This is a genomic window from Microbacterium sp. SMR1 (assembly GCF_003289625.1).
Lineage (GTDB): Bacteria > Actinomycetota > Actinomycetes > Actinomycetales > Microbacteriaceae > Microbacterium > Microbacterium plantarum.
In genome coordinates, this window is the sequence record NZ_QMBN01000002.1 from 499,469 (window position 1) to 519,294 (window position 19,826).

General features: G+C 71.8%; 19 protein-coding genes. 11 read left to right on the forward strand and 8 right to left on the reverse strand.

Going from position 1 to position 19,826, the window contains the following annotated elements; genetic code table 11:
- The first annotated feature begins 95 nt into the window (after positions 1 to 95).
- From lysS to DO944_RS07030, 9 genes are all read left to right on the forward strand, one after another.
- The gene (gene lysS, locus DO944_RS06990) at positions 96 to 1,613 is read left to right on the forward strand and encodes a lysine--tRNA ligase (protein ID WP_112615983.1); all 1,518 of its coding nucleotides are present in this window, start codon (positions 96 to 98) and stop codon (positions 1,611 to 1,613) included.
- 96 nt (positions 1,614 to 1,709) lie between these two features.
- Entirely contained in the window at positions 1,710 to 2,876 is a 1,167-nt protein-coding gene (locus DO944_RS06995; RefSeq protein ID WP_112615985.1) for a DUF4192 family protein, read from the forward strand.
- Between the two features lie 5 nt (positions 2,877 to 2,881).
- The gene (locus tag DO944_RS07000) at positions 2,882 to 3,073 is read left to right on the forward strand and encodes a hypothetical protein (RefSeq protein ID WP_112615987.1); all 192 of its coding nucleotides are present in this window, start codon (positions 2,882 to 2,884) and stop codon (positions 3,071 to 3,073) included.
- A 65-nt stretch (positions 3,074 to 3,138) separates the two neighbouring features.
- Positions 3,139 to 4,608: a cardiolipin synthase gene (gene cls / locus DO944_RS07005; protein ID WP_258524646.1), complete on the forward strand. Its 1,470-nt coding sequence runs from the start codon at positions 3,139 to 3,141 to the stop codon at positions 4,606 to 4,608.
- 60 nt (positions 4,609 to 4,668) lie between these two features.
- On the forward strand, positions 4,669 to 5,403 hold the full coding sequence (locus tag DO944_RS07010; protein ID WP_112615991.1) for a hypothetical protein: 735 nt from the start codon (positions 4,669 to 4,671) through the stop codon (positions 5,401 to 5,403).
- A 246-nt stretch (positions 5,404 to 5,649) separates the two neighbouring features.
- A complete protein-coding gene (locus tag DO944_RS07015; protein ID WP_112616002.1) occupies positions 5,650 to 6,216 on the forward strand; it encodes a SipW-dependent-type signal peptide-containing protein in 567 nt (188 codons plus the stop codon).
- 8 nt (positions 6,217 to 6,224) lie between these two features.
- On the forward strand, positions 6,225 to 6,866 hold the full coding sequence (locus tag DO944_RS07020; protein WP_112616029.1) for a SipW-dependent-type signal peptide-containing protein: 642 nt from the start codon (positions 6,225 to 6,227) through the stop codon (positions 6,864 to 6,866).
- 7 nt (positions 6,867 to 6,873) lie between these two features.
- Entirely contained in the window at positions 6,874 to 7,491 is a 618-nt protein-coding gene (locus DO944_RS07025) for a S26 family signal peptidase (protein WP_258524602.1), read from the forward strand.
- Positions 7,488 to 7,958: a hypothetical protein gene (locus DO944_RS07030; RefSeq protein ID WP_112616031.1), complete on the forward strand. Its 471-nt coding sequence runs from the start codon at positions 7,488 to 7,490 to the stop codon at positions 7,956 to 7,958. Before DO944_RS07025 ends, DO944_RS07030 begins: the two co-directional genes overlap by 4 nt.
- Here the strand turns inward: DO944_RS07030 and DO944_RS07035 are convergent, their stop codons facing one another.
- From DO944_RS07035 to DO944_RS07045, 3 genes are all read right to left on the reverse strand, one after another.
- Positions 7,959 to 9,326 (reverse strand): aminotransferase class V-fold PLP-dependent enzyme, encoded by a 1,368-nt coding sequence (locus DO944_RS07035; RefSeq protein ID WP_112616033.1) that lies wholly within the window; start codon positions 9,324 to 9,326, stop codon positions 7,959 to 7,961.
- Positions 9,327 to 9,394: 68 nt separating this feature from the next.
- Positions 9,395 to 11,116 carry an amidase gene (locus DO944_RS07040; protein ID WP_112616035.1) on the reverse strand — a complete coding sequence of 574 codons (1,722 nt, stop codon included), beginning with the start codon at positions 11,114 to 11,116 and terminating at the stop codon, positions 9,395 to 9,397.
- Positions 11,113 to 12,243 (reverse strand): agmatine/peptidylarginine deiminase, encoded by a 1,131-nt coding sequence (locus DO944_RS07045; protein WP_112616037.1) that lies wholly within the window; start codon positions 12,241 to 12,243, stop codon positions 11,113 to 11,115. The genes DO944_RS07040 and DO944_RS07045 overlap by 4 nt, the downstream gene beginning before the upstream one ends.
- Before the next feature lie 63 nt (positions 12,244 to 12,306).
- On the opposite strand from DO944_RS07045, the gene DO944_RS07050 reads away from it, so the two are divergent.
- Positions 12,307 to 12,933, forward strand: a complete 627-nt coding sequence (locus DO944_RS07050; protein ID WP_112616039.1) for a TetR/AcrR family transcriptional regulator — start codon at positions 12,307 to 12,309, stop codon at positions 12,931 to 12,933.
- 98 nt (positions 12,934 to 13,031) lie between these two features.
- Entirely contained in the window at positions 13,032 to 13,700 is a 669-nt protein-coding gene (locus DO944_RS07055; RefSeq protein WP_112616041.1) for a ThuA domain-containing protein, read from the forward strand.
- A 26-nt stretch (positions 13,701 to 13,726) separates the two neighbouring features.
- Here the strand turns inward: DO944_RS07055 and DO944_RS07060 are convergent, their stop codons facing one another.
- Genes DO944_RS07060 through nirB form a run of 5 tightly spaced genes read right to left on the reverse strand, consistent with a single transcriptional unit; the run spans position 13,727 to position 19,770 of the window.
- A complete protein-coding gene (locus DO944_RS07060) occupies positions 13,727 to 14,425 on the reverse strand; it encodes a sirohydrochlorin chelatase (protein ID WP_112616043.1) in 699 nt (232 codons plus the stop codon).
- Positions 14,422 to 15,567 carry a uroporphyrinogen-III synthase gene (locus tag DO944_RS07065; RefSeq protein WP_112616045.1) on the reverse strand — a complete coding sequence of 382 codons (1,146 nt, stop codon included), beginning with the start codon at positions 15,565 to 15,567 and terminating at the stop codon, positions 14,422 to 14,424. The genes DO944_RS07060 and DO944_RS07065 overlap by 4 nt, the downstream gene beginning before the upstream one ends.
- Positions 15,564 to 16,793, reverse strand: a complete 1,230-nt coding sequence (gene cobA, locus DO944_RS07070; RefSeq protein WP_112616047.1) for a uroporphyrinogen-III C-methyltransferase — start codon at positions 16,791 to 16,793, stop codon at positions 15,564 to 15,566. Before cobA ends, DO944_RS07065 begins: the two co-directional genes overlap by 4 nt.
- Positions 16,790 to 17,197: a nitrite reductase small subunit NirD gene (nirD, locus tag DO944_RS07075; RefSeq protein WP_112616049.1), complete on the reverse strand. Its 408-nt coding sequence runs from the start codon at positions 17,195 to 17,197 to the stop codon at positions 16,790 to 16,792. The genes cobA and nirD overlap by 4 nt, the downstream gene beginning before the upstream one ends.
- On the reverse strand, positions 17,194 to 19,770 hold the full coding sequence (gene nirB / locus DO944_RS07080) for a nitrite reductase large subunit NirB (protein WP_112616945.1): 2,577 nt from the start codon (positions 19,768 to 19,770) through the stop codon (positions 17,194 to 17,196). Before nirB ends, nirD begins: the two co-directional genes overlap by 4 nt.
- Between the last annotated feature and the right edge of the window lie 56 nt (positions 19,771 to 19,826).

Sequence of the window (19,826 nt, forward strand, 5' to 3'; positions counted from 1 at the left end):
GCGACACCAGCACCAGCGGTCCGACGGCTGTATCGTCAAGCGCCCGCGGCACGCTCGGTAGACTGGCACGTCGAATCCCGAGGAGTTCTTCTGCCATGAGCGACGCGCCCGTGCCCCCCGTCGACGACGCCGACGACGTCATCGAACAGAAGGCCGTGCGCCTCGCCAAGCGCGAGCGGCTGCTGAGCGAGCGAGAGGATGCCGCGGGCGGCGCCTATCCCGTCGCCGTGGCCGTCTCCGACACCATCCCGGCGCTGCGCGAGCGCTACCCCGACCTCGAGGCCGGTGCCGAGACCGGCGTGACCGCCTCGGTCGCGGGGCGCGTCGTGTTCAGCCGCAACACCGGCAAGCTCTGCTTCGCGTCGCTGCAGTCGGGCGACGGCAGCCGCATCCAGGCCATGGTCTCGCTCGCCGAGGTGGGCGAGGAGTCGCTGCAGGCGTGGAAGGAGCTCGTCGACCTGGGCGACCACGTCTCGGTCACGGGCCAGGTCATCTCCAGCCGCCGCGGCGAGCTGTCGATCATGGTGTCCGCCTGGCAGATCGCGTCGAAGGCGCTGCTGCCGCTGCCGAACCTGCATTCCGAGCTGAGCGAGGAGAGTCGCGTGCGCTCGCGCTTCCTCGACCTCATCGTGCGTGACACCGCGCGCGAGACGGTCGTGGCCCGAGCGAAGGTCAACGCTTCGCTCCGTCGCACGTTCGACGAGCACGGCTTCCTCGAGGTCGAGACCCCGATGCTGCAGGTGCAGCACGGTGGTGCCGCCGCGCGCCCGTTCATCACGCACTCGAACGCCTTCGACACCGAGCTGTTCCTGCGCATCGCGCCCGAGCTGTTCCTCAAGCGCGCCGTCGTGGGCGGGATCGACCGCGTGTTCGAGATCAACCGGAACTTCCGCAACGAGGGTGCCGACTCGACCCACAGCCCCGAGTTCGCGATGCTCGAGGCCTACCAGGCGTACAGCGACTACAACGGCATCGCCGATCTGACGCAGGAGCTCATCCAGAACGCGGCGATCGCCGTCGCGGGATCGACGACCGTTACGTGGGCCGACGGCACCGAGTTCGATCTCGGCGGCGACTGGGACCGCATCTCGATGTACGACTCGCTCTCGGCCGCCGCGGGACGCGACATCACGCCCGCCACCTCGCTCGAGGAGCTCCAGGCCCTCGCCGCGGAGGTGGGCGTCGTCGTACCCGAGAAGGTCGCGACGCACGGCAAGCTCGTCGAAGAGCTCTGGGAGCACTTCGTCAAGGGCGGGCTCGAGCGCCCCACCTTCGTCATGGACTTCCCGGTCGACACGTCGCCGCTCGTCCGCGAGCACCGCACGATCGCGGGCGTCGTGGAGAAGTGGGACCTCTACGTCCGCGGCTTCGAGCTGGCGACCGGCTACTCCGAGCTCGTCGACCCCGTCATCCAGCGCGAGCGTTTCGTCGAGCAGGCCAAGCTCGGCGCGCGCGGCGACGACGAGGCGATGCGCGTCGACGAGGAGTTCCTGCGCGCCCTCGAGCACGGCATGCCGCCCACCGGTGGCATGGGCATGGGCATCGACCGCCTGCTGATGGCGATCACGGGCCTCGGCATCCGCGAGACGATCCTCTTCCCGCTCGTCAAGTAACCGGCGGTTCCTGCGAGGGCCAGGGGGCCGTCCGGGTTTCCACATCCCGTCCCGCGCGCGGTTCGCACGGGTTCGTCCGGCGCCAGCCTGGTCTGCATGACCACGACTGTTCGCGCCGCGGATGCCGCGCACTTCCTCTCTCTCGTTCCTCGTCTGCTCGGATTCGCTCCGAGCCGCAGCCTCGTCGTGGTGCCCTTCGCGGGGTCACGGAGCCTCGGGGCGATGCGCGTCGACCTGCCGACCGGCGCGCTCGGTGACCTCGACAGCGCCGCCGCGACCATCGTGGGAATGGTGTGTCGCATTCCGGATGCCGATGCCCTGACGGCGATCGCGTACGCTCCGGAGTCCGCGGCTGACGGGCTGCCGGCGGTTCCCGTCCTGGCGGCGGTCAGCCGGGCGGCCGACGTCTGCGGCGTGCGGGTCGTCGACCTGCTGACCGTCGCGACGGACGGCTGGGGATCGCACCTCGACGCGTCGTGCCCGGCGGGCGGGAGGCCGCTCAGCGAGATCGAACGGGCCGCCGCGCGCGACGGCGATCCGGGCCCGGCTATCGATCGCGATCACACGTCGGGCGCCGAGCTGCCGCGGCGCAGCGCCGCAGAGCGCCGCGTGGTGGGCGGCGCGCTCCGCTCGCTCGAGACGGCCCTCGCTGTGCTGTGCGGCATCCCGCGGGTGGGAGGCGGCCGGCGGCGAACGCGAGACACGGGGGCAGAGGCTGGGAGCGGCGTCGACCCCGCCGCGCTCGAGGCGGCGTGCGAGCTCGACGACCCGCCGCGACTGTTCGAACGGGTCCTCGACGGCGATCCCGCCGAGCTCGATCCCCTCGTCGTCGCGCTGCTTGCCTGGTGCTTCTCGCGTCCCTCCCTACGTGACGTTGCCCTCGTGCAATGGGCGACGGATGCCGGCCGCGGCGACGACGCCCTCGATGCGCAGCGTCGGTGGGAGGAGGGCGAGGAGTATCCCGAGCGGCTCGGCCGGATCATGTGGGGCGACGGCGACAGGCCCGATCCCGAGCGGCTGCTGGCCGCGCTCGCGGTGGTGCGCGAGGTCGCCGCGCTGGCTCCGCGTCGATTGCGGCCCGGACCGCTCGCGCTGAGCGCGTGGCTCGCCTGGGCGCTGGGGCGATCCTCGCACGCCGCGTCGTACGCCGAGCGCGCCCTCGAGATCGATCCCGATCACGGGCTCGCCGAGATCCTGCTGTCGTTCGCGCAGATCGGTCACCTGCCCGACTGGGCCTTTCATCAGCGGGGACCCGTACGATAGGGGGCATGGACGAATACGTGAGCGCGGTCATCTGGTCGCTGCTGCCGACCCTCGTGGTCTCGGTGCTCTTCGTCTTCGTCCTCCGCGGCATCCTGCGCATGGACCGCACCGAGCGCCGGGCGTACGCGAAGATCGAGGCAGAGGAGCGTGCGGCCCGTGGGCTCGCCGCTCCCGCGCCCGACAGCTCGACCCCCTGAACCCGTGGGATGAGCGGTCGCGCCCGATACGCTGATTCCGAGGAGATCGGAGGGGCGGCGTGACGATCGAGTTCACCGCGTTCGAGTTCCCCGGTTGGTGGCTCGTCCTGGTGTTCATCGCCGACCTCATCATCCGCATCACCGCGGTGATCGTCGTCCCCCGCAACCGGCGGCCTACAGCGGCCATGGCCTGGCTGCTCGCGATCTACTTCATCCCATTCGTCGGTGTGCTGCTGTTCCTCCTGATCGGCAACCCGCGCCTGCCGCGGAAGCGGCGCCGGATGCAGCGCGAGATCAACCAGTACATCCGCGAGACCAGCGAGGGGCTCGACTTCGGCACCCTCCGACCCGACGCCCCCGCGTGGTTCACCTCGGTCGTCACGCTCAACCGCAATCTGGGCGCGATGCCGCTCGCGGGCGACAACGGCGCGGAGATCATCTCCGACTACGAGGAGAGCATCCGCCGGATGGCGGAAGAGGTGCGCACGGCCGAGCGATACGTGCACGTCGAGTTCTACATCCTCCAGTCCGACGAGACGACCGACGTCTTCTTCGCGGCGCTCGAGGAGGTCGCAGCCCGCGGCGTGACTGTGCGCGTCCTCCTGGACTACTGGGCCAACCGCGGCAAGCCGAACTATCGCGCCACGGTCAAGCGCCTCACGGCCATGGGCGCGGACTGGCACCACATGCTCCCGGTGCAGCCGCTGCGGGGGAAGTACCAGCGCCCCGATCTCCGCAACCACCGCAAGCTCATCGTCGTGGACGGCCGCGTGGCGTTCACCGGGTCGCAGAACATGACCGACTCGACCTACAACCTGAAGAAGAACATCAAGCGCGGCCTTCACTGGGTCGACCTGATGGTGCGGGTGCAGGGTCCCGTGGTGGCGAGCATCGACGCGGTGTTCCTCTCCGACTGGTACAGCGAGACCGGCTCGGCGCCATCGGAGGACGTGGGTCTGTTCGAGCTCGAGAGCGGGCCGGGCGACCTGGACTGCCAGATCGTCCCGTCCGGACCCGGGTTCGAGTTCCAGAACAACCTCAAGCTGTTCACCGCGCTGCTGTTCGCCGCTCAGAAGCGGGTGATCATCGTGAGCCCGTACTTCGTGCCCGACGAGGGGCTGCTGTTGGCGGTGCAGACGGCCTGCCAACGTGGCCTGCAGGTCGAGCTGTTCGTCTCGGAAGAGGGCGATCAGGCGATGGTCTACCACGCCCAGCGCAGCTACTACGAGGCGCTGCTGCGCGCGGGCGTGAAGATCTGGATGTACCGCAAGCCCTACATCCTGCACACGAAGAGCCTGACGATCGACGACGATGTCGCCATCATCGGCTCGAGCAACATGGACATGCGGTCGTTCGGTCTGAACCTCGAGATCTCGATGCTCGTGCGCGGCGAGGAGTTCATCGCCCAGCTGCGCCAGGTCGAAGACCAGTACCGGTCGCTCTCGCGTGAGCTCACGCTCGAGGAATGGATGAAGCAGCCGCTCAGATCGACGGTGCTCGACAACCTCGCTCGCTTGACCTCCGCCCTGCAGTGATCGGGTTCTGAGACGATGCGCGGTGACGCGACACTCTCGGGATGACGGAAGGATGAGACCATGACGACGACACGTACGACCGCGGCATCCGCACTGCTGCTCCTCTCGGCGCTCGCGCTCGCCGGCTGCGCCACGACCCCCGGCGGGGCCGCGCCCGGAAACACGGGTTCCAGCGGATCGGATGCCGGCTCCGCGGCGCCGTCGCAGGACGTCGACGTGGAGGCGGCGTGGCTCGACGGTGGGCGTGCTGTCGGCCTCGTGACCTACGGCAGCTCCTCGTGTCAGCCCGTCGTCGGCGAGGTCTCCGCCGCGGGGCAGACGGTCACGGTCGAGCTGAGCGACCCCGAGGGGACAGCGTGCACGCGCGATCTCGTGCCGCGTGCGTCGTACGTCGGGCTGCCGGCGGGCGTCGACCCCGCGCAGGACGTAGACATCGTCGTGACCGGCGGATACAGCGGCGACGCCGACCTCGACGGTGTCGCCGGCCTGGAGGCGCCGACGGGCGGGGTGAACGACGAGATGCTTCCGAGCGCCGGCTGGTTCGACGACGCGGGCCTCGTGCTGCTCACCTGGGGCTCGTCGAGCTGCCCGCCCGTGTTCGAGACCGTTGCCCTCGACGGTTCCGCGGTGCGCGCCACGGAGACAGCGGGAGCCGCCGATCAGGTCTGCACGATGGACTACGCGCCGCGGCTGAGCGTGCTCGCGGTCGAGGGCGTCTCGGACGACGCCCGTCCGGGTGAGATCGTGCTGGTGTCGCCCGCGGGCGACGAGCAGCGGATCTCCATCATCGGCTGACGCCGGCGCGCGCTGCGCCGCGACTACGTAGTCAGCGGATACAGCTACTGAGGGAATACTGAGGAGAAATCCCGGTGTACTGACTTCGGTCCTCGACGCTCTCGGGCGCACGCACCCCGCGGCTACAGTCCTCAGGACCTGAATCTTCCGCACCGCGTCCGAGGAGCCCTGCCCATGACATCCGCACCCGCATCATCAGAACGATCCCGGGCGGATGGGGGCCCTGAGCCGCACCGTCGCCGGCGGATGGCGCTGGCGCTCGCAGCGGGCGGCCTGGTCCTCGGCGTCGGTGCGATCGTCACGCTTGCCGTCTGGAACGACTCGGAGTTCGCGACGGGAACGTTCGGCGCGGGGTCGTTCGACCTTCAGGGCAGCACCGATGGGACGACGTTCACGAGTGATGCCGCCGCGCCCGGCAAGACCCTGACGTTCACGCTCGACGCCGACACCCTCGCCCCCGACGACGTGGTCTACGCGCCGTTCGCCGTGCAGCTCTCGGGCACGTCGACCAACGAGGCCGCCGTCACGCTCGAGAACGTCATCGGCGGGGCCATCGGCGACGACCTCACCTATTCGCTGTTCGTCGAGGATGACTTCGGCGCGACGTGTTCGGCTGCCACCCCTCCCACCGGAACGGAGGTCGTGGCAGACCGTGCCGCCGACGCGACCGGAACCGTCGACGTCTTCGACCTGACCGCTGCCGGGACCCCGGTGAACCTCTGCTTCGTGGTCACCGCCGGTGCGATCGCGCAGGGCGAAGCCGGGACGATCACGTGGGAGTTCGCGGGCACCTCGGGCGACACTCTGCCCTGAGTCCGCGGATGCAGACGAGACGGGATGTGCGGCGCCGGTGGCGGCGCCGCCGCGTCCTGGCGGTTCTCGCGGCGGGGAGTGTGCTCGGGGTGGGCGCGGCGTCGACGATCGCCGCCTGGACCGACAACGAGGTGGCCACCGGCTCGTTCGTCGCGAGCGTCTTCGACACGCAGTCGCAGACGGCCGGCTCTCCGACCTATGCGAGTCACGCGACAGCGGCGAACGCGGCCACCCTCACCTTCCCGGGTGGGGCGCTCTCCCCGGGTGCCCTCTCGCAGGCCTGGATCAACGTGCGGACGTCGCCCGCCTCGACGGTCGGCGGAACGATCTCGCTCACGTCCGCAACCGCGACCGGCGGGCTGGTATCAGCGCTCGAGTACCGCGCGGTCCGGCTGAACGCCGCGGTCCCCACCGCGACCTGCAATGCGGCTGCGTTCACCTCGGGCACGCCCGTCTTCGTCGCGGGGGGCGCCTCGAGCTACATTCCGGTGACCACGGTTCCCAGCAACATCGCCGCGAACCCGATCGACGCCGCGGGGGCGCAGCTCGGTTTCTGCTTCGAAGTCCGCATCCAGCCCGGTGCCGCAAACTCCTTCCAAGGCGCATCCGGGAACGTCACGTGGACCTTCACGGGAACGTCGGCGAACTGAGAACCGTATGACCTCGCCGACCACGATGCCGAAGCCGACGACGCCGACGACCCGCGCCGAAGCCCGGACGGCGCGGGTCGTCACCCCGCGACGCCGGCCCCTCTCGCGCGTCGGTGACGCGATGCTCGGGCTCGCTGCAACCGCAGGGGCGCTCTGCATCGTGCTCGCGATCGCGGCAGCCGTGTTCGACGTGCGCGTGACGCTCTTCAGCACCGGCTCGATGTCGCCGACGATCCCCGCCGGTGCGGCCGCCGTCGCCCGCGGCATCCCGGCGTCCGAGGTCCGCGTGGGTGACGTCGTGACCGTCGACCGCGCGGGCAAGCTGCCGATCACCCACCGGGTGACGAGTGTCGCCGCCGTTCCAGCCGGCGATCCCGAGGCGCGTCGGATCACGATGCGAGGCGACGCGAACGCTGTCGAGGATCCGTTCCCCTACGACGTGGAGCGCGTTCGGATCGTGCTGTTCTCGATTCCGGGGATCGCGCCCCTCATCGCCGGAGCGGGGACGCCGCCCGTCATGGTCGGGGTGACCCTGGCGGCGACGGTGCTCGTCGTGGCGATCTTCTGGCCGCGGCGAGAACGGGGACGCCCGCCGCGGCGACGTGCGCCGGGGAGGCGCCCGTGAGTTCGCGTCGGCGTCGGGGCCGTGGCCGGCTCGTCGCCGCCGGGGTCGCTCTCGCCGGGTGCGTCGCCGTCGGGCTGATCACGCCGGTGGACACGGATGCGGCGTGGGTCGACGCCGAGGTCGCCGCCTCGGCAACCCTCTCTGCCGTGACCGTGACATCGCCCGGTTCGGTGCGGTGCGTGCAGTCCGGGTTGCTCGTTCCCGCGGTCGTCGGGTGGAACGCTGCGCCGACAGGAGGGAACATCGCCTCGTACCGCTGGACGCTCGTGGGCGCTTCCAACCGCGCCGGTACGCTTCCGGCCACGGCCACGTCGGTCTCGCTCTCGCCCAGCCTCGTCGAGCTCGGCTCGTCGGTCTTCACCCTCTACGCGGTCGGCCCCGGGGGGTGGGAGCGCGCCGCCACCAACACCGCGACGATCGGCTTCCTTTCCGTCGCCCTCGGCCTCACGTCCTCCTGCGCCGCCTGATCAGGCCATCGTGTCGAGGATGCCGGTGAGGTCGTCGTACGTCGTCCGCGGGTTGAGGATCGCGAAGCGGGCATTCGTCCGACCGGCGTGACTGCTCGGGGTGACGAACGCGTGCTGGCGCTCGAGCAGATCCGAGGACCAGCGCGCATAGTCGGGCCGCTCCCACCCGACGCGCTCGAAGACGACGACGCCGAGCTGCGGGCGGCGCACCAGCGTCAGCTCCGGGCGGCGTTCGATCTCGGCGGCGATGCGCTCGGCGAGCTCGATCGACCGGGTGATGGCGTCGCGGTACACGTCGGTGCCGTAGGTCGCGAGCGAGAACCACAGCGGAAGACCGCGCGGCCGGCGCGTGAGGTGCACGGCGTAGTCGGACGGGCTCCAGTCGGAGGTCTCGGTCAGGGTGTCGAGATACTCGGCGTGCTGTGTGTGCGCCTGTCGCCCGAGCTCGGGGTCGCGGTAGATCAGCGCGCAGGCGTCGAACGGCGCGAACAGCCACTTGTGCGGGTCGACGATGACCGAGTCGGCGTTCTCGACACCGGCGAAGCGGTGGCGCGCAACCGGGGAGAGCATCGCCGCGAGACCGTACGCGCCGTCGACGTGAAGCCAGACGCCGTGCTCGCGCGTGACCGCCGACACCGAGGCGATGTCGTCGACGATGCCGAAGTTGGTCGACCCGGCGGTCGCGACGACCGCGAACACGCTCTCGCCGTGCTCCGCGAGCGCAGCCCGCACCGCGTCGCCGCGCAGCACGCCGTCATCCGCGACGGGCACCGCCACGACCTCGACATCCATGACCCGAGCGGCCGACGCGATCGACGAGTGGGCCTCCGCGCTGCACACCACGCGCCAGCGGTCGGGACGGATGCCGCGCGCGCGAGCGGTCTCGCGAGCGGCGACGAGCGCCGAGAGGTTGCCGAGCGTGCCGCCCTGCACGAAGACACCACCGGCGCTCGCGGGCAGCCCGAACTCGTCGGCGAGCCAGCGCAGCACCTCGTTCTCGGCGTGCACCGCTCCGGCGCCCTCGAGCCACGACCCGCCGTAGAGCGCGCTCGCCGAGACGACGAGATCGAACGCGGCGGCGGCCTTCGATGGCGCGCTCGGAATGAAGGAGAGGTAGCGGGGGTCGTCGGTCGAGATGCACGACGGGGCGAGGATGTGCTCGAAGACGCCGATGGCCTTGCGGGCTCCGATGCCGTCCGCGTCGATCGTCCGCCCGGCCAGGCGGCGCAGTTCGGACGGCGGCAGAGGCTTGTCGAGCGGCGTGTCTTCGGCGAGGAGCCGGCCGCGTGAGTACTCGAGCACGAGATCGACGATCGCGCGCGTCTCATCGGTGACGTCGTGCATGCGGGCGGGGAAGCGCTCGGTCATGGGTCCTCCTTGCGTCGAGGGTAGTTCGGGCGGGGCAGGGGCTGGGCCCGAGGCGGGGTCGGGTCTGGTCAGGTCAGCGGCGGGGTGCGCGGTGGTGCGACCCGGCGAGGGGCGAGTGCCTCGACGGCCGCGCCGAGGCGGAGCAGTGCACTGTCGTCGTACGCGCGTCCGGCGATCGTCAGGCCGACCGGCATCCCGATGTCGGGCAGGAGTCCCATCGGAACCGTCACGGTCGGGATGCCGAGGTGGCGGATGGCGAGGTTACCGTTGGCGATCCAGGTGCCGTTGCGCCACCCGATGTCGGCCGAAGCGGGGTTCACGTCCATGTCTGCGGGAGCGACATCGGCGACGGCGCTGAAGACGACGGCGTCGAGGCCCGCGGCATCCATCCACTCCTCGAGGTCGACGCGCCGGGTCTCCTCGAGACCGCGGAGCCCGGCCTCGAGATGCGGGATGTCGGTGAGCGCGATGCCCGGGTGTGCGCGGACCCAGGCGGGGTACTCGGCGATGTCGTCGTCGAACCCGTCGTAGCGGTCGGGCAGGGCTCCGTCGGGCTGCGGGAAGATCCGCGCTCCGTCGACGCCTGCGAGACCGGGGAAGGCGGGGTCGCCGTTGGCCCGGAGGAAGTCGTCCCAGGCCCACGCCGACAGGTCGACGATCTCGCGGCGCAGGTACTCGGGGCTCACGCGGCCGTTCGTCGCGATGGACCCCGCGCCGGGCCGGTCGTTCTCGTAGCGCGACACGACGGGGAAGTCGGTCTCGACGACGTCGGCTCCGGCGAACTCGAGCTCGGCGCGGAGCGACCGCCAGAGCGCGATCACGCCCAGCCGCGTCTCGATGCGCTGCCCGGTCGGCCCGCCGATGCCGGGGGAGTCGGCGGTGCCGGCATCCGGGTCGGCGCCGATGTACATGCGCGGGATGCCGATGCGTCGGCCGGCCAGCACGGCGCGGGCGTCGGCGGGGCCCGTGACCCCGAGGTCGCGGTAGCTCGGCGGGCGGGCGGCCGAGGCGGCCGGGATCTCGATCCAGGGCTGCATCCGCCAGAAGTCGCCGCGGGTGTCGGGATCGTCGGCGACGACGACATCGAGCACGGCGAGCAGATCGGCCATCGTCCGGGTGTGGGGGACGACGACATCCATCGTAGGGACGAGCGGCCAGTTGCCGCGCACCGAGATCACGCCGCGCGACGGGGTGTAGGCGCAGAGGGCGTTGTGCGAGGCCGGGCCGCGCCCGCTCGACCACGTCTCCTCGCCGAGCCCGAAGGCGGCGAAGCTCGCTGCGGTGGCCGTCCCCGAGCCGTTCGACGATCCCGATGCGAACGGGGCGGTCAGATAGTCGGCGTTGTACGGGCTCTCGGCCCGCCCGTAGAGACCGCGCTGCATGCCGCCGTTGGCCATCGGCGGCATGTTGGTCAGCCCGAGGCAGATGGCGCCGGCATCCCGCAGTCGCTCGATCGTGAAGGCGTCGCGTCGCGCGACGAGGTCCGCGAACGCGGGGCTTCCGGCAGCGGCGGTCAGGCCGCGCACGAGGTAGCTGTTCTTCGCGGTGTAGGGGATGCCGTCGAGTGGCCCCCGGCTCTCACCGCGCGCGCGACGCTCATCCGACGCGCGGGCTTCGGCGAGGGCAGCGGGGTTTCGGACCACGATCGCGTTCAGTGCGGTGGCGGTATCGGGGCCGTCGTAGGCGTCGATGCGGGCGAGGTAGGCCTCGACGAGCTCGACCGCAGTGGCCTCGCCGCTCGCGAGCGCCGCCCCCAGCTCGCCGATGGAGGCCTCGTAGACCTCGATCACCGTTCTGTCCCCATCGCTCCTACCGTCGAGTCGCCAAGGAGTGCGGATCCGGCGGGGGCGGCATCCGCAGAGTTCGGCGAGTCGACGGGGGAAGGAGAGGGCAGGGCGGGCTGCTGCTGCGTGATGCAGTGGATGCCGCCGCCGCGGGCGAAGAGCGGCCGGGCGTCGACGGTCACGACGCGGCGGCCGGGGTAGGCGTCGGCGAGGATGCCGCGGGCGCGGTCGTCGGCCACGGGGTCGCCGAAGCCGCACGCGATGACCCCGCCGTTGACGACGAGGTGGTTGACGTAGCTGAAGTCGACGAAGCCCTCGGCGTCGCGCAGCTGCGCGGGGCCGGGCAGGTCGATGATCTCGAGGCTCCGGCCCGCAGCATCCGTCGCGGCCCCGAGGGCGGCGCGGATCTCGGGCATCACGGCGTGGTCGGGGTGCGCGGGGTCGGGCTGCGCGTGCAGGAGCACCCGTCCGGGCGCGGCGAAGGTCGCGACGATGTCGACGTGGCCGTTCGTGCCGAACTCGTCGTAGTCGCGCGTGAGCCCGCGCGGCAGCCAGATGGCCGTGTCGGCGCCGATCGTGCGCAGCATCTCGGCCTCGATGCGCGCCCGATCGGCGAAGGGATTGCGTCGCGGATCGAGCTGGACGGTCTCGGTCAGCAGCACCGTGCCCTCGCCGTCGACGTGGATGCCGCCGCCCTCGTTGACGAGCATCGAGCTGACCAGCTCTGCTCCGACGTGGGCCGCGACGATGCGGGCGTGTTTCGCCGAGAGATGCCAGTCAGCCCAGTCGGGAGCGCCCCACCCGTTGAAGATCCAGTCGACCGCACCGAGCATGCCCGGCCGCTCGTCGTCGACGACGAAGGTGGGCCCGTGATCGCGCATCCAGAACTCGTCGACCGGCGTCTCGTGCTGCTCGATCCCGCTGCCCAGCAGGTCGCGCGCCCGCGCGGTCTCGGTCGGATCGACGAGCATCGAGACGGGCTCGAACTCGGCGACGGCTCGGGCGACCGCGGTCCAGGCGGCGTATCCGTCGGCCCGGTCGGCGTCGGTGTCTCCGAGCGTGAACCCGACGCGCGGGAACGCCATCCACGTGCGATCGTGCGGCGCGGTCTCAGCCGGCATCCTCCAGGCCATCGCGGTCCTTCCGGATTAGTTGATCAGTTGATCAATTTCTCGGAAGCGTACAGACTGGCGGGCATGGCGTCAAAGGATTCCGCGGGGCGAGCGAGACTGAGCGGAGAGCAGCGCCGCGCGCAGATCGCCGCCGCCGCCGAACGGATCGCCCGCGAGCACGGTCTGAGCGCGGTGACTCTGCGCGCCGTCGCGACGGCCGTCGGCGTCGGGCCAGCGCTCGTCGCGCACCACGCCCCGAGCATGGACGACGTCGTCGCCGCCGCCTTCGAGACGATCGTCGCGGCGGAGCTGAGCGATCTCGAGCACCTGCGAGCGGACAGTCCCGATGCCGTCGCCCTCGTGCGCGAGCTGCTGCGCACGCTCCTCGACGGCACCCGTTCCGACGTCACCCTCGTGTGGGTGCAGTCGTGGGCGCTCGGTCGCCGCAACGAAGCGCTCGCCGAGCGCGTGCGCGCGCAGATGGATGCCTGGACGGCCTTCCTCGAAGGCATCATCCGCGACGGCGTTCGCACGGGGTCGTTCCGGGTCGACGACCCCGCTGCGGTCGCGGCTCAGGTGCTCGGGATGATCGACGGGCTCAACGCCCACGCTCTCGTCTCGTGGCGCGACGCCGATGCGCGCATCCGCCTCATGTCGACCGCCGTCGAGGCGATGCTCGGACTCCGGCCCGGGGAGCTCACCGCCGCGTGACCACGTCGCTGTCACAGGCGGCGTCCAATCTCAACCCGTCTGCGACGTCTCCGGTGGTCGCCCTACGGTGGGGAGCACACACGCGAGGGGACACCGCCATGGCACATCGAGCACTCGTCCTGACCGGATCGGGTCGGTACGCCGATCCGTGGCACCCCTTCGCTGAGGTCGGGGCGCAGGTCGCCGACATCCTTCGCCACCGCGACTGGGATGTCGCCGTCTCGGACGACGTCGACCAGGGCATGGCGAACCTCGACGGATACGACCTCGTCGCGGTCTGCGCGGGCGACCCGTGGCGCAGCGGCACCAGCCTGACGCGGGGTGCTCCGCCGTCGTCCGTGGCCGGATTCGCTGCGGCGCTCGAACGCGGCATCGGCGTCCTGGCCGTGCACTCGGCGGTCTCATCGCTGCGTGACTACCCGGAGTGGGCGCCGGCGCTCGGCGCGATCTGGCTGCCCGAGCTGTCGTTCCACCCGGAGGCGGGCGAGATGACGGTCCAGGTCGAGCCGGATGCCGTGCCCGCCGAGGTGCCGACCACCTTCCACACCCACGACGAGCGCTACTGCGCGCTGCAGCGGCTCGGGCAGCGCACCGTCGTGGCGTGGCACGAGGGCGACGGCGCGAAGGAGGCCGCGGCGTGGGTGCGGGAGTACGGCGGCGGGCGCATCGCGGTCGACGTGCTCGGCCACGACGCGCAAGCCTTCGAGGCCTCGGGCCATCGCACGCTGGTCGCCGCCCTCGCGGCCTGGGCGGTCGCCGGCAGCTGAATCGCGTGCCAGCGGTACCCCACGCGTCAGCGAAGCGAGGCGCGGTACCTCTCGACGACGACGGCTGCCACCGCCTCGTCGGGCGCGAGGGGGTCGGTCACGACGTCGGCGCCGGCGCCCGCGATCACGCCCGCGAAGTGCCCGGGCGCGAGGACATAGCTCGCGGCGAAGACGCGTGTCGCTCCGGCGGAGCGCGCGGCCGCGACCGCCGCGTCGATGCGGATGCCGGCGCCCGCGGCGAAACCCACCGACACCGGCATCCCCAGGCGGGCGGCCAGCAGGTCGGCCATCGCCGCGACGTCGACCTCGGCCGCCGGATCGGACGATCCCGCCGCCGCGAGCACGACGGCCTCGGCGCCGGGCGGCGCGTCGGCTGCGCCCAGGCCGGCGGCGCGCAGCCGCTCGGCGAGCAGACCGGCCAGCAGGTCGTGCGGGCCGAGCGCGGGAGTCGCGACGCACGGGCCGGGAGCCGCTGCGACCGCACGTGCGATGTCGACCCGCGTGTGGAAGCCGGTGGAGAGCAGGAGAGGCACCACGACGGATGCCGCCCCCGCGGGCACGCCCGCCACGACGGCGTCGATCTCGGGTTCCTGCACGTCGACGAACGCCTCTTCGACCTGCACTCCGGGAAGCATCTGTCGGACTCGCGTCACGACACCGGCGATCGCGGCGCGCCCCTCGAGGGAGCTCGTGCCGTGGGAGCAGGCGATGAGGACCGGCGTCATGGTGTCGCTCCCGTCGTCGTGAGGTCGAGGCGGTAGCCGCGCTTGACGACCGTCCGGATGAGGCCGGAGCACCCGAGCGCTTCGCGCGTGCGGGCGATCGCGACGTCGAGGGCGTGGTCGCCGGCGTTCGAACGCGGAAGCGACCGCTGCAGATCGGCGCGACTCACGACGCCACCCGCCGCGGTGAACAGCGCTTCGAGGATGAGGGCCGAGGTCGGCGAGAGCGGGATGACGCGGCCATCGAGAACGGCGGCCGAGCTGCGCAGCTCCAGCAGCCCCGCCGGCGTCGGAAGCGAGGGTGCGTGCCCGCCGCCGAAGTGGGTGACCACGGCACGGACGAGCGAGCCCAACCGCCCGCGCTCGGCGATGAGAGGTTCCGCTCCGGCGCCGCGGAGGGGAGCCGCCGTGATCGGCCCGACGGCCGCGAGAAGCAGCCGCCGGCCCCGCGCCCGCCGGACGATCTCGTCGATGACACCCTCGCGCCGGGCCGTCGCGATCCATTCCGCTGCGCCCGGAGCGGACGTGAACAGCACCGCGTCGACCTCACCCTGCGCGGTCGCGACGACCGAGCGCGCGACGGCGGCCGGATCCGGCGGCGGCCCCCACCGGTACACGGTGAGGCTGACGACCTCCGCGCCCGCCCCCGTGAACAGTTCGTCGAGGCCATCGGCTCCCGAACCGTGATGCTGCACCGCGACGCGGCGACCGCGCACGCCTTCGGCGAGCAGGAACTCGCCGAGCTCACCCGAGGTCTCCGACTCGGCGACCCAGTCCGCCAGCAGACCCGCTTGCTGGATCGCGCCGCGCGCCTTGGGCCCGCGGGCGACGATCTGGGCACCCGCGAAGGCGTCGTGCAGATCGTCGAGGAGTCCCGCTTCGTCGGCAGCCTCCATCCACCCCCGGAATCCCACGCCCGTCGTCACGACGACGACATCCGGCGGATCGGCGATGAGCGAGCGCGTCGCCGAGATGAGTGCCTCGTCGTCGATGTGGGGCACGATGCTCAGCGCCGGGGCATGGCGCACGGTCGCTCCGTGTCTCTCGAGCGCCGTCGCGAGCTCGTTCGATCGCCGATCGACGGCGATGACGATCGTGCAGCCGCCGAGGGCGGCCGAGAGCGCGGGACGGACGGACTGGTTCACCGGATGACGCGCTCCCGCTCCTCAGCCGGCGCGAGCAGCAGGCCCGCTCGGGCGACCTCGCCGATCACGATGACGGCGGGATTCGTGACACCGGCGGCTGCGGCATCCGCGAGCACCGTCGCGAGCGTCGATCGGGTCGTGCGCTGCTGCGGCGTGTGCCCCCGCTCGACGATGGCGACCGGACGCTCGAGAGGAGCGCCCGCGGCCCGCGCGGCCTCGACGATGCGCGGCAGCGCGGCGACGCCCATCAGGAAGACGGTCGTGATCGCGTCGTCGCCGAGCGCCGCCCGTGTCGACGGCGTGATCGGCCCCTGGCCGTTGGCGACGTGGAGCCCGCCCGAGACGCCGCGGTGGGTGACCGGGATGCCGGCGGCTTGCGGCACCGAGACGATGCTCGTGAGGCCGGGGACGACCTCGACCGGGATGCCGGCCGCGTGGCAGGCCGCGACCTCCTCGCCACCGCGGCCGAAGACGAACGGGTCGCCGCCTTTCAGGCGCACGACGCGTTTGCCGGCGCGGGCATGAGCGACCAGCAGGGCGTTGATCTCGTCCTGCGTCACCGGGTGGTGGCCGGGCTGCTTGCCGACGTCGATGACCTCGACACCGGGCTCGAGCTCGTGAAGCACCTCGACGGGGCCGAGCCGGTCGGCCACGACGACATCCGCTTCGGCGAGGAGGCGCCGGCCCCGCACGGTCATGAGGTCGGCCGGACCCGGGCCGCCGCCGACGAGGTCGACGCGACCGCCGCCGCGGCGGCGTCGGCGCAGCGGCAGCATCCCGGCACGCAGCGCGGCGGCGATCGCGTCGCGCAGGCGCACCGCGCGTCGCGGGTCGACGCCCGCGTCCGAGGCGACCCCCACGATGACGTCGCCACTGCGGGTCTCAGCCGCCAGCCGCGCCGAGCCGTGCGCCCCGTCGGAGGTGTTCACGCAGAAGACGCGGTCCGATTCGCACCACGCCGCGACCGCGGCATCCACCCGGGGGATGCCGGTAGCGGTGTGCACGAGCCAGGCGTCGGCGATGTCGTCCCGCCGCACGTCGCGCGGCAGCCAGGTGAGGCCGTGCGCGGTCACGACATCCCGCATGGCGTCGCCGAGGGCGGGGGACACGACCCGGACGTCCGCTCCTTCGTCGAGGAAACGGCCGATCCGCCGCGCGGCGACGGCGCCGCCGCCGACGAAGACGACGCGGCGGCCGGTGAGCGAGAGCCCGAGCATCGTCGTCATACCGCACCTCCGTCTCGGATGAAGACGGTGCCTTCGCCGTTCACGGCCACCGGCCAGACCGGCAGCATCCGCTGCTCCTTGCCCTGGGTGTCGAGACACACGCCCGTCCGCAGGTCGAAGACCTGCTTGTACATCGGCGACGCGACCGTGGGGGCGTCGCCGCGGGTGCCGACGATCCCGCGCGACATGACGTTCGCGCCGCTGTACGGGTCGAGGTTGGCCGTCGCGTGAACACGACCGTCGTGCAGGAGGAACAGGGCGATCTGCCGGTCTCCGAGCAGCGCCGCACGGCCACGCTCGACCTCGAGGTCGTCGAGCCGGCACACCGCCGTCCACGCCGAGCTGCGGCTCCGCGCGCGGGGTGCGCTGCCGGTCTCGCTCATCGTGTCGTCCACCAGGGTCATCGCCGCACCTCCAGGGTCGTGCCGGCGATGAGCACGCGGTCGTCCGTGCGTTCGTCGGCGGTCGCGGGGCGCGGCTGACCTCGCTCGACGATGTACGCCAGCGACGGGTCCGGCGTCGTCGGCGCGTTGACGAACGACGCGAACCGCCGCAGCTTCTCGGGGTCGGCGAGGGTCGCCGCCCACTCGTCCTCGTACGCGTCGATGTGGCGCGCCATCGCGGCATCCAGATCGGCGCAGATCCCGAGCGCGTCGTCGAAGATGACGGCGCGCAGACCGTCGATCCCGCCCTCGAGGTCTTCGAACCACGGAGCGGTGCGCTGCAGCCGGTCGGCCGTCGAGATGTAGTACATCAGGAAGCGGTCGATCGCCCTCAGGAGGGCGTCGTCGTCGAGGTTCTCGGCCAGCAGCACCGCGTGACGCGGAGTGAACCCGCCGTTTCCGCCGACGTAGACGTTCCACCCGGTCTCGGTCGCGATCACCCCCACGTCCTTCCCGCGGGCCTCGGCGCATTCGCGGGCGCATCCGGAGACTCCGAGCTTGAACTTGTGCGGAGCGCGCAGGCCCCGGTACCGCAGCTCGAGGCGCACCGCCATGCCGACGGAGTCCTGCACCCCGTACCGGCACCAGGTCGACCCCACGCACGACTTAACGGTGCGCAGCGACTTGCCGTACGCGTGACCCGACTCGAAGCCGGCCTCGACGAGTCGCCCCCAGATCGCCGGCAGCTGTTCCAACCGGGCCCCGAAGAGGTCGATCCGCTGGCCGCCGGTGATCTTCGTGTACAGGTTGAAGTCCTGGGCGACCTGCGCGATCACGAGCAGCTTCGCCGGGGTGATCTCGCCGCCCGGGATGCGGGGGACGACGGAGTAGCTGCCGTCCTTCTGCATGTTCGCCATGACGTGATCGTTCGTGTCCTGCAGCGTCGCGTTCTCGCCGTCGAGCACGTGACGGCCGGTGAGGGTCGACAGGATGCTGGCGAGCGCGGGCTTGCAGATGTCGCATCCGCGCCCGGCGCCGAAGCGCTCGATCACGGCGCTGAACGTCGTCAGGCCCGACACCCGCACCGCGTCGAAGAGCTGCCGGCGCGACAGGTCGAAGTGCTCGCAGAGGGCGTTGCTGACGGTCGCGCCCGACTTCGCGAGCTCGGCGCCGACGAGCTTCTTGATCATCGGGACGCACGAGCCGCACGCGGCTCCCGCCTTCGTGCAGGCCTTGACGGCGGCGACATCTGTGCATCCCTCGTCGTGGACGGCCGAACGGATGCCGCCAGCCGTCACGCTGTTGCACGAGCAGACGAGGGCCGCATCGGGCAGCTCGCCGGTCGGGGCCGCGACGCCGCCGTCCGGCATGAGGTAGGCGACCGGGTCGCCGCCGAGCGCGCCGCCCACGAGCGGACGCAGCGACCCGTAGGCCGACGCGTCGCCCACGAGGATGCCGCCGAGCAGCGTCTTCGCGTCATCCGAGAGCACGAGCTTCTTGTAGACCCCGGCCACAGGGTCGGCGTACACGACGTCGAGCGCCCCGGGCGTCTCGGCGAACGCGTCGCCGAAGCTCGCGACATCGACGCCCGACAGCTTGAGCTTCGTCGACACGTCGAAGCCGCCGAAGCTGGCCTCGAGCCCGAGCAGGCGCGTCGCGGCGACCTCGGCCATCGCGTAGCCGGGAGCGACGAGCCCGACGCACTGCCCGCCGAAGCTGGCGACCTCGCCGATCGCCAGGATGCGGGCATCCGAGGTGTCGCACCCCTGGTCGATCACGACGCCGCCGCGCGGGTCGACAGCGAGGCCCGCTGCGCGCGCGAGCTCGTCGCGGGGCCGGACGCCGACGGTGAAGACGACGACGTCGGTGCGCTCCCACGTGCCGTCGCGGAACTCGAGCCCGACCACCTGGCCGGTGCGATCGGCGTCGAGTCGGGTGGTCAGCGCCGAGGTGCGCACCCCGATACCCCGTGCCGTGATCAGGCGGCGCAGGGCATCACCGGCGGGGAGGTCGAGCTGAGCCGACATCAGCCTGTCGGAGGACTGCACGACGGTGCAGTCGACGTCGAGTCCCTGCAGCGCGCCCGCCGCTTCGAGGCCGAGCAGGCCGCCGCCGATGACGGTTCCGGTGAGCGGCCGGCCGAGCTCGGCCGACCGGCGCTGCACGAACGCCTCGAGGGCTTCGACGTCGTCGAGGGTGCGGTAGACGAAGCAGCCCTCGTGGTCGTATCCGTCCACGGCGAGCCGGGCCGCGTACGAGCCCGTCGCCAGCACGAGCCGGTCGTAGCCGATGCGCTCGCCGGAATCGACGAGCACCTCGCCGGCGTCGCGATCGATGCCGGTGACGGTGCGCCCGCGGAGGAACCGCACGCGCTCGTCGTCGAACGGCGACCGGTCGAGCTCGAGGTCTTCAGTGGAGGCGCCGGCGAAGAACGACGTCAGCCCGACCCGGTCGTAGGGGTGTCGCGGCTCATCGCCGACGACTGTCACGCGCCAGGTGTCGTCGGCGCGGCTCAGCAGGCTCTCGACGAAACGGTGGGCGACCATCCCGGCACCCACCACGACGACGTGTCGGGTGGGGCCGGTGGAGCTCATGTCGTGACCGTACGCGGGCGAGGTTGCGGCGCCGTCAGCGGCGTGTTTCCGGCTGT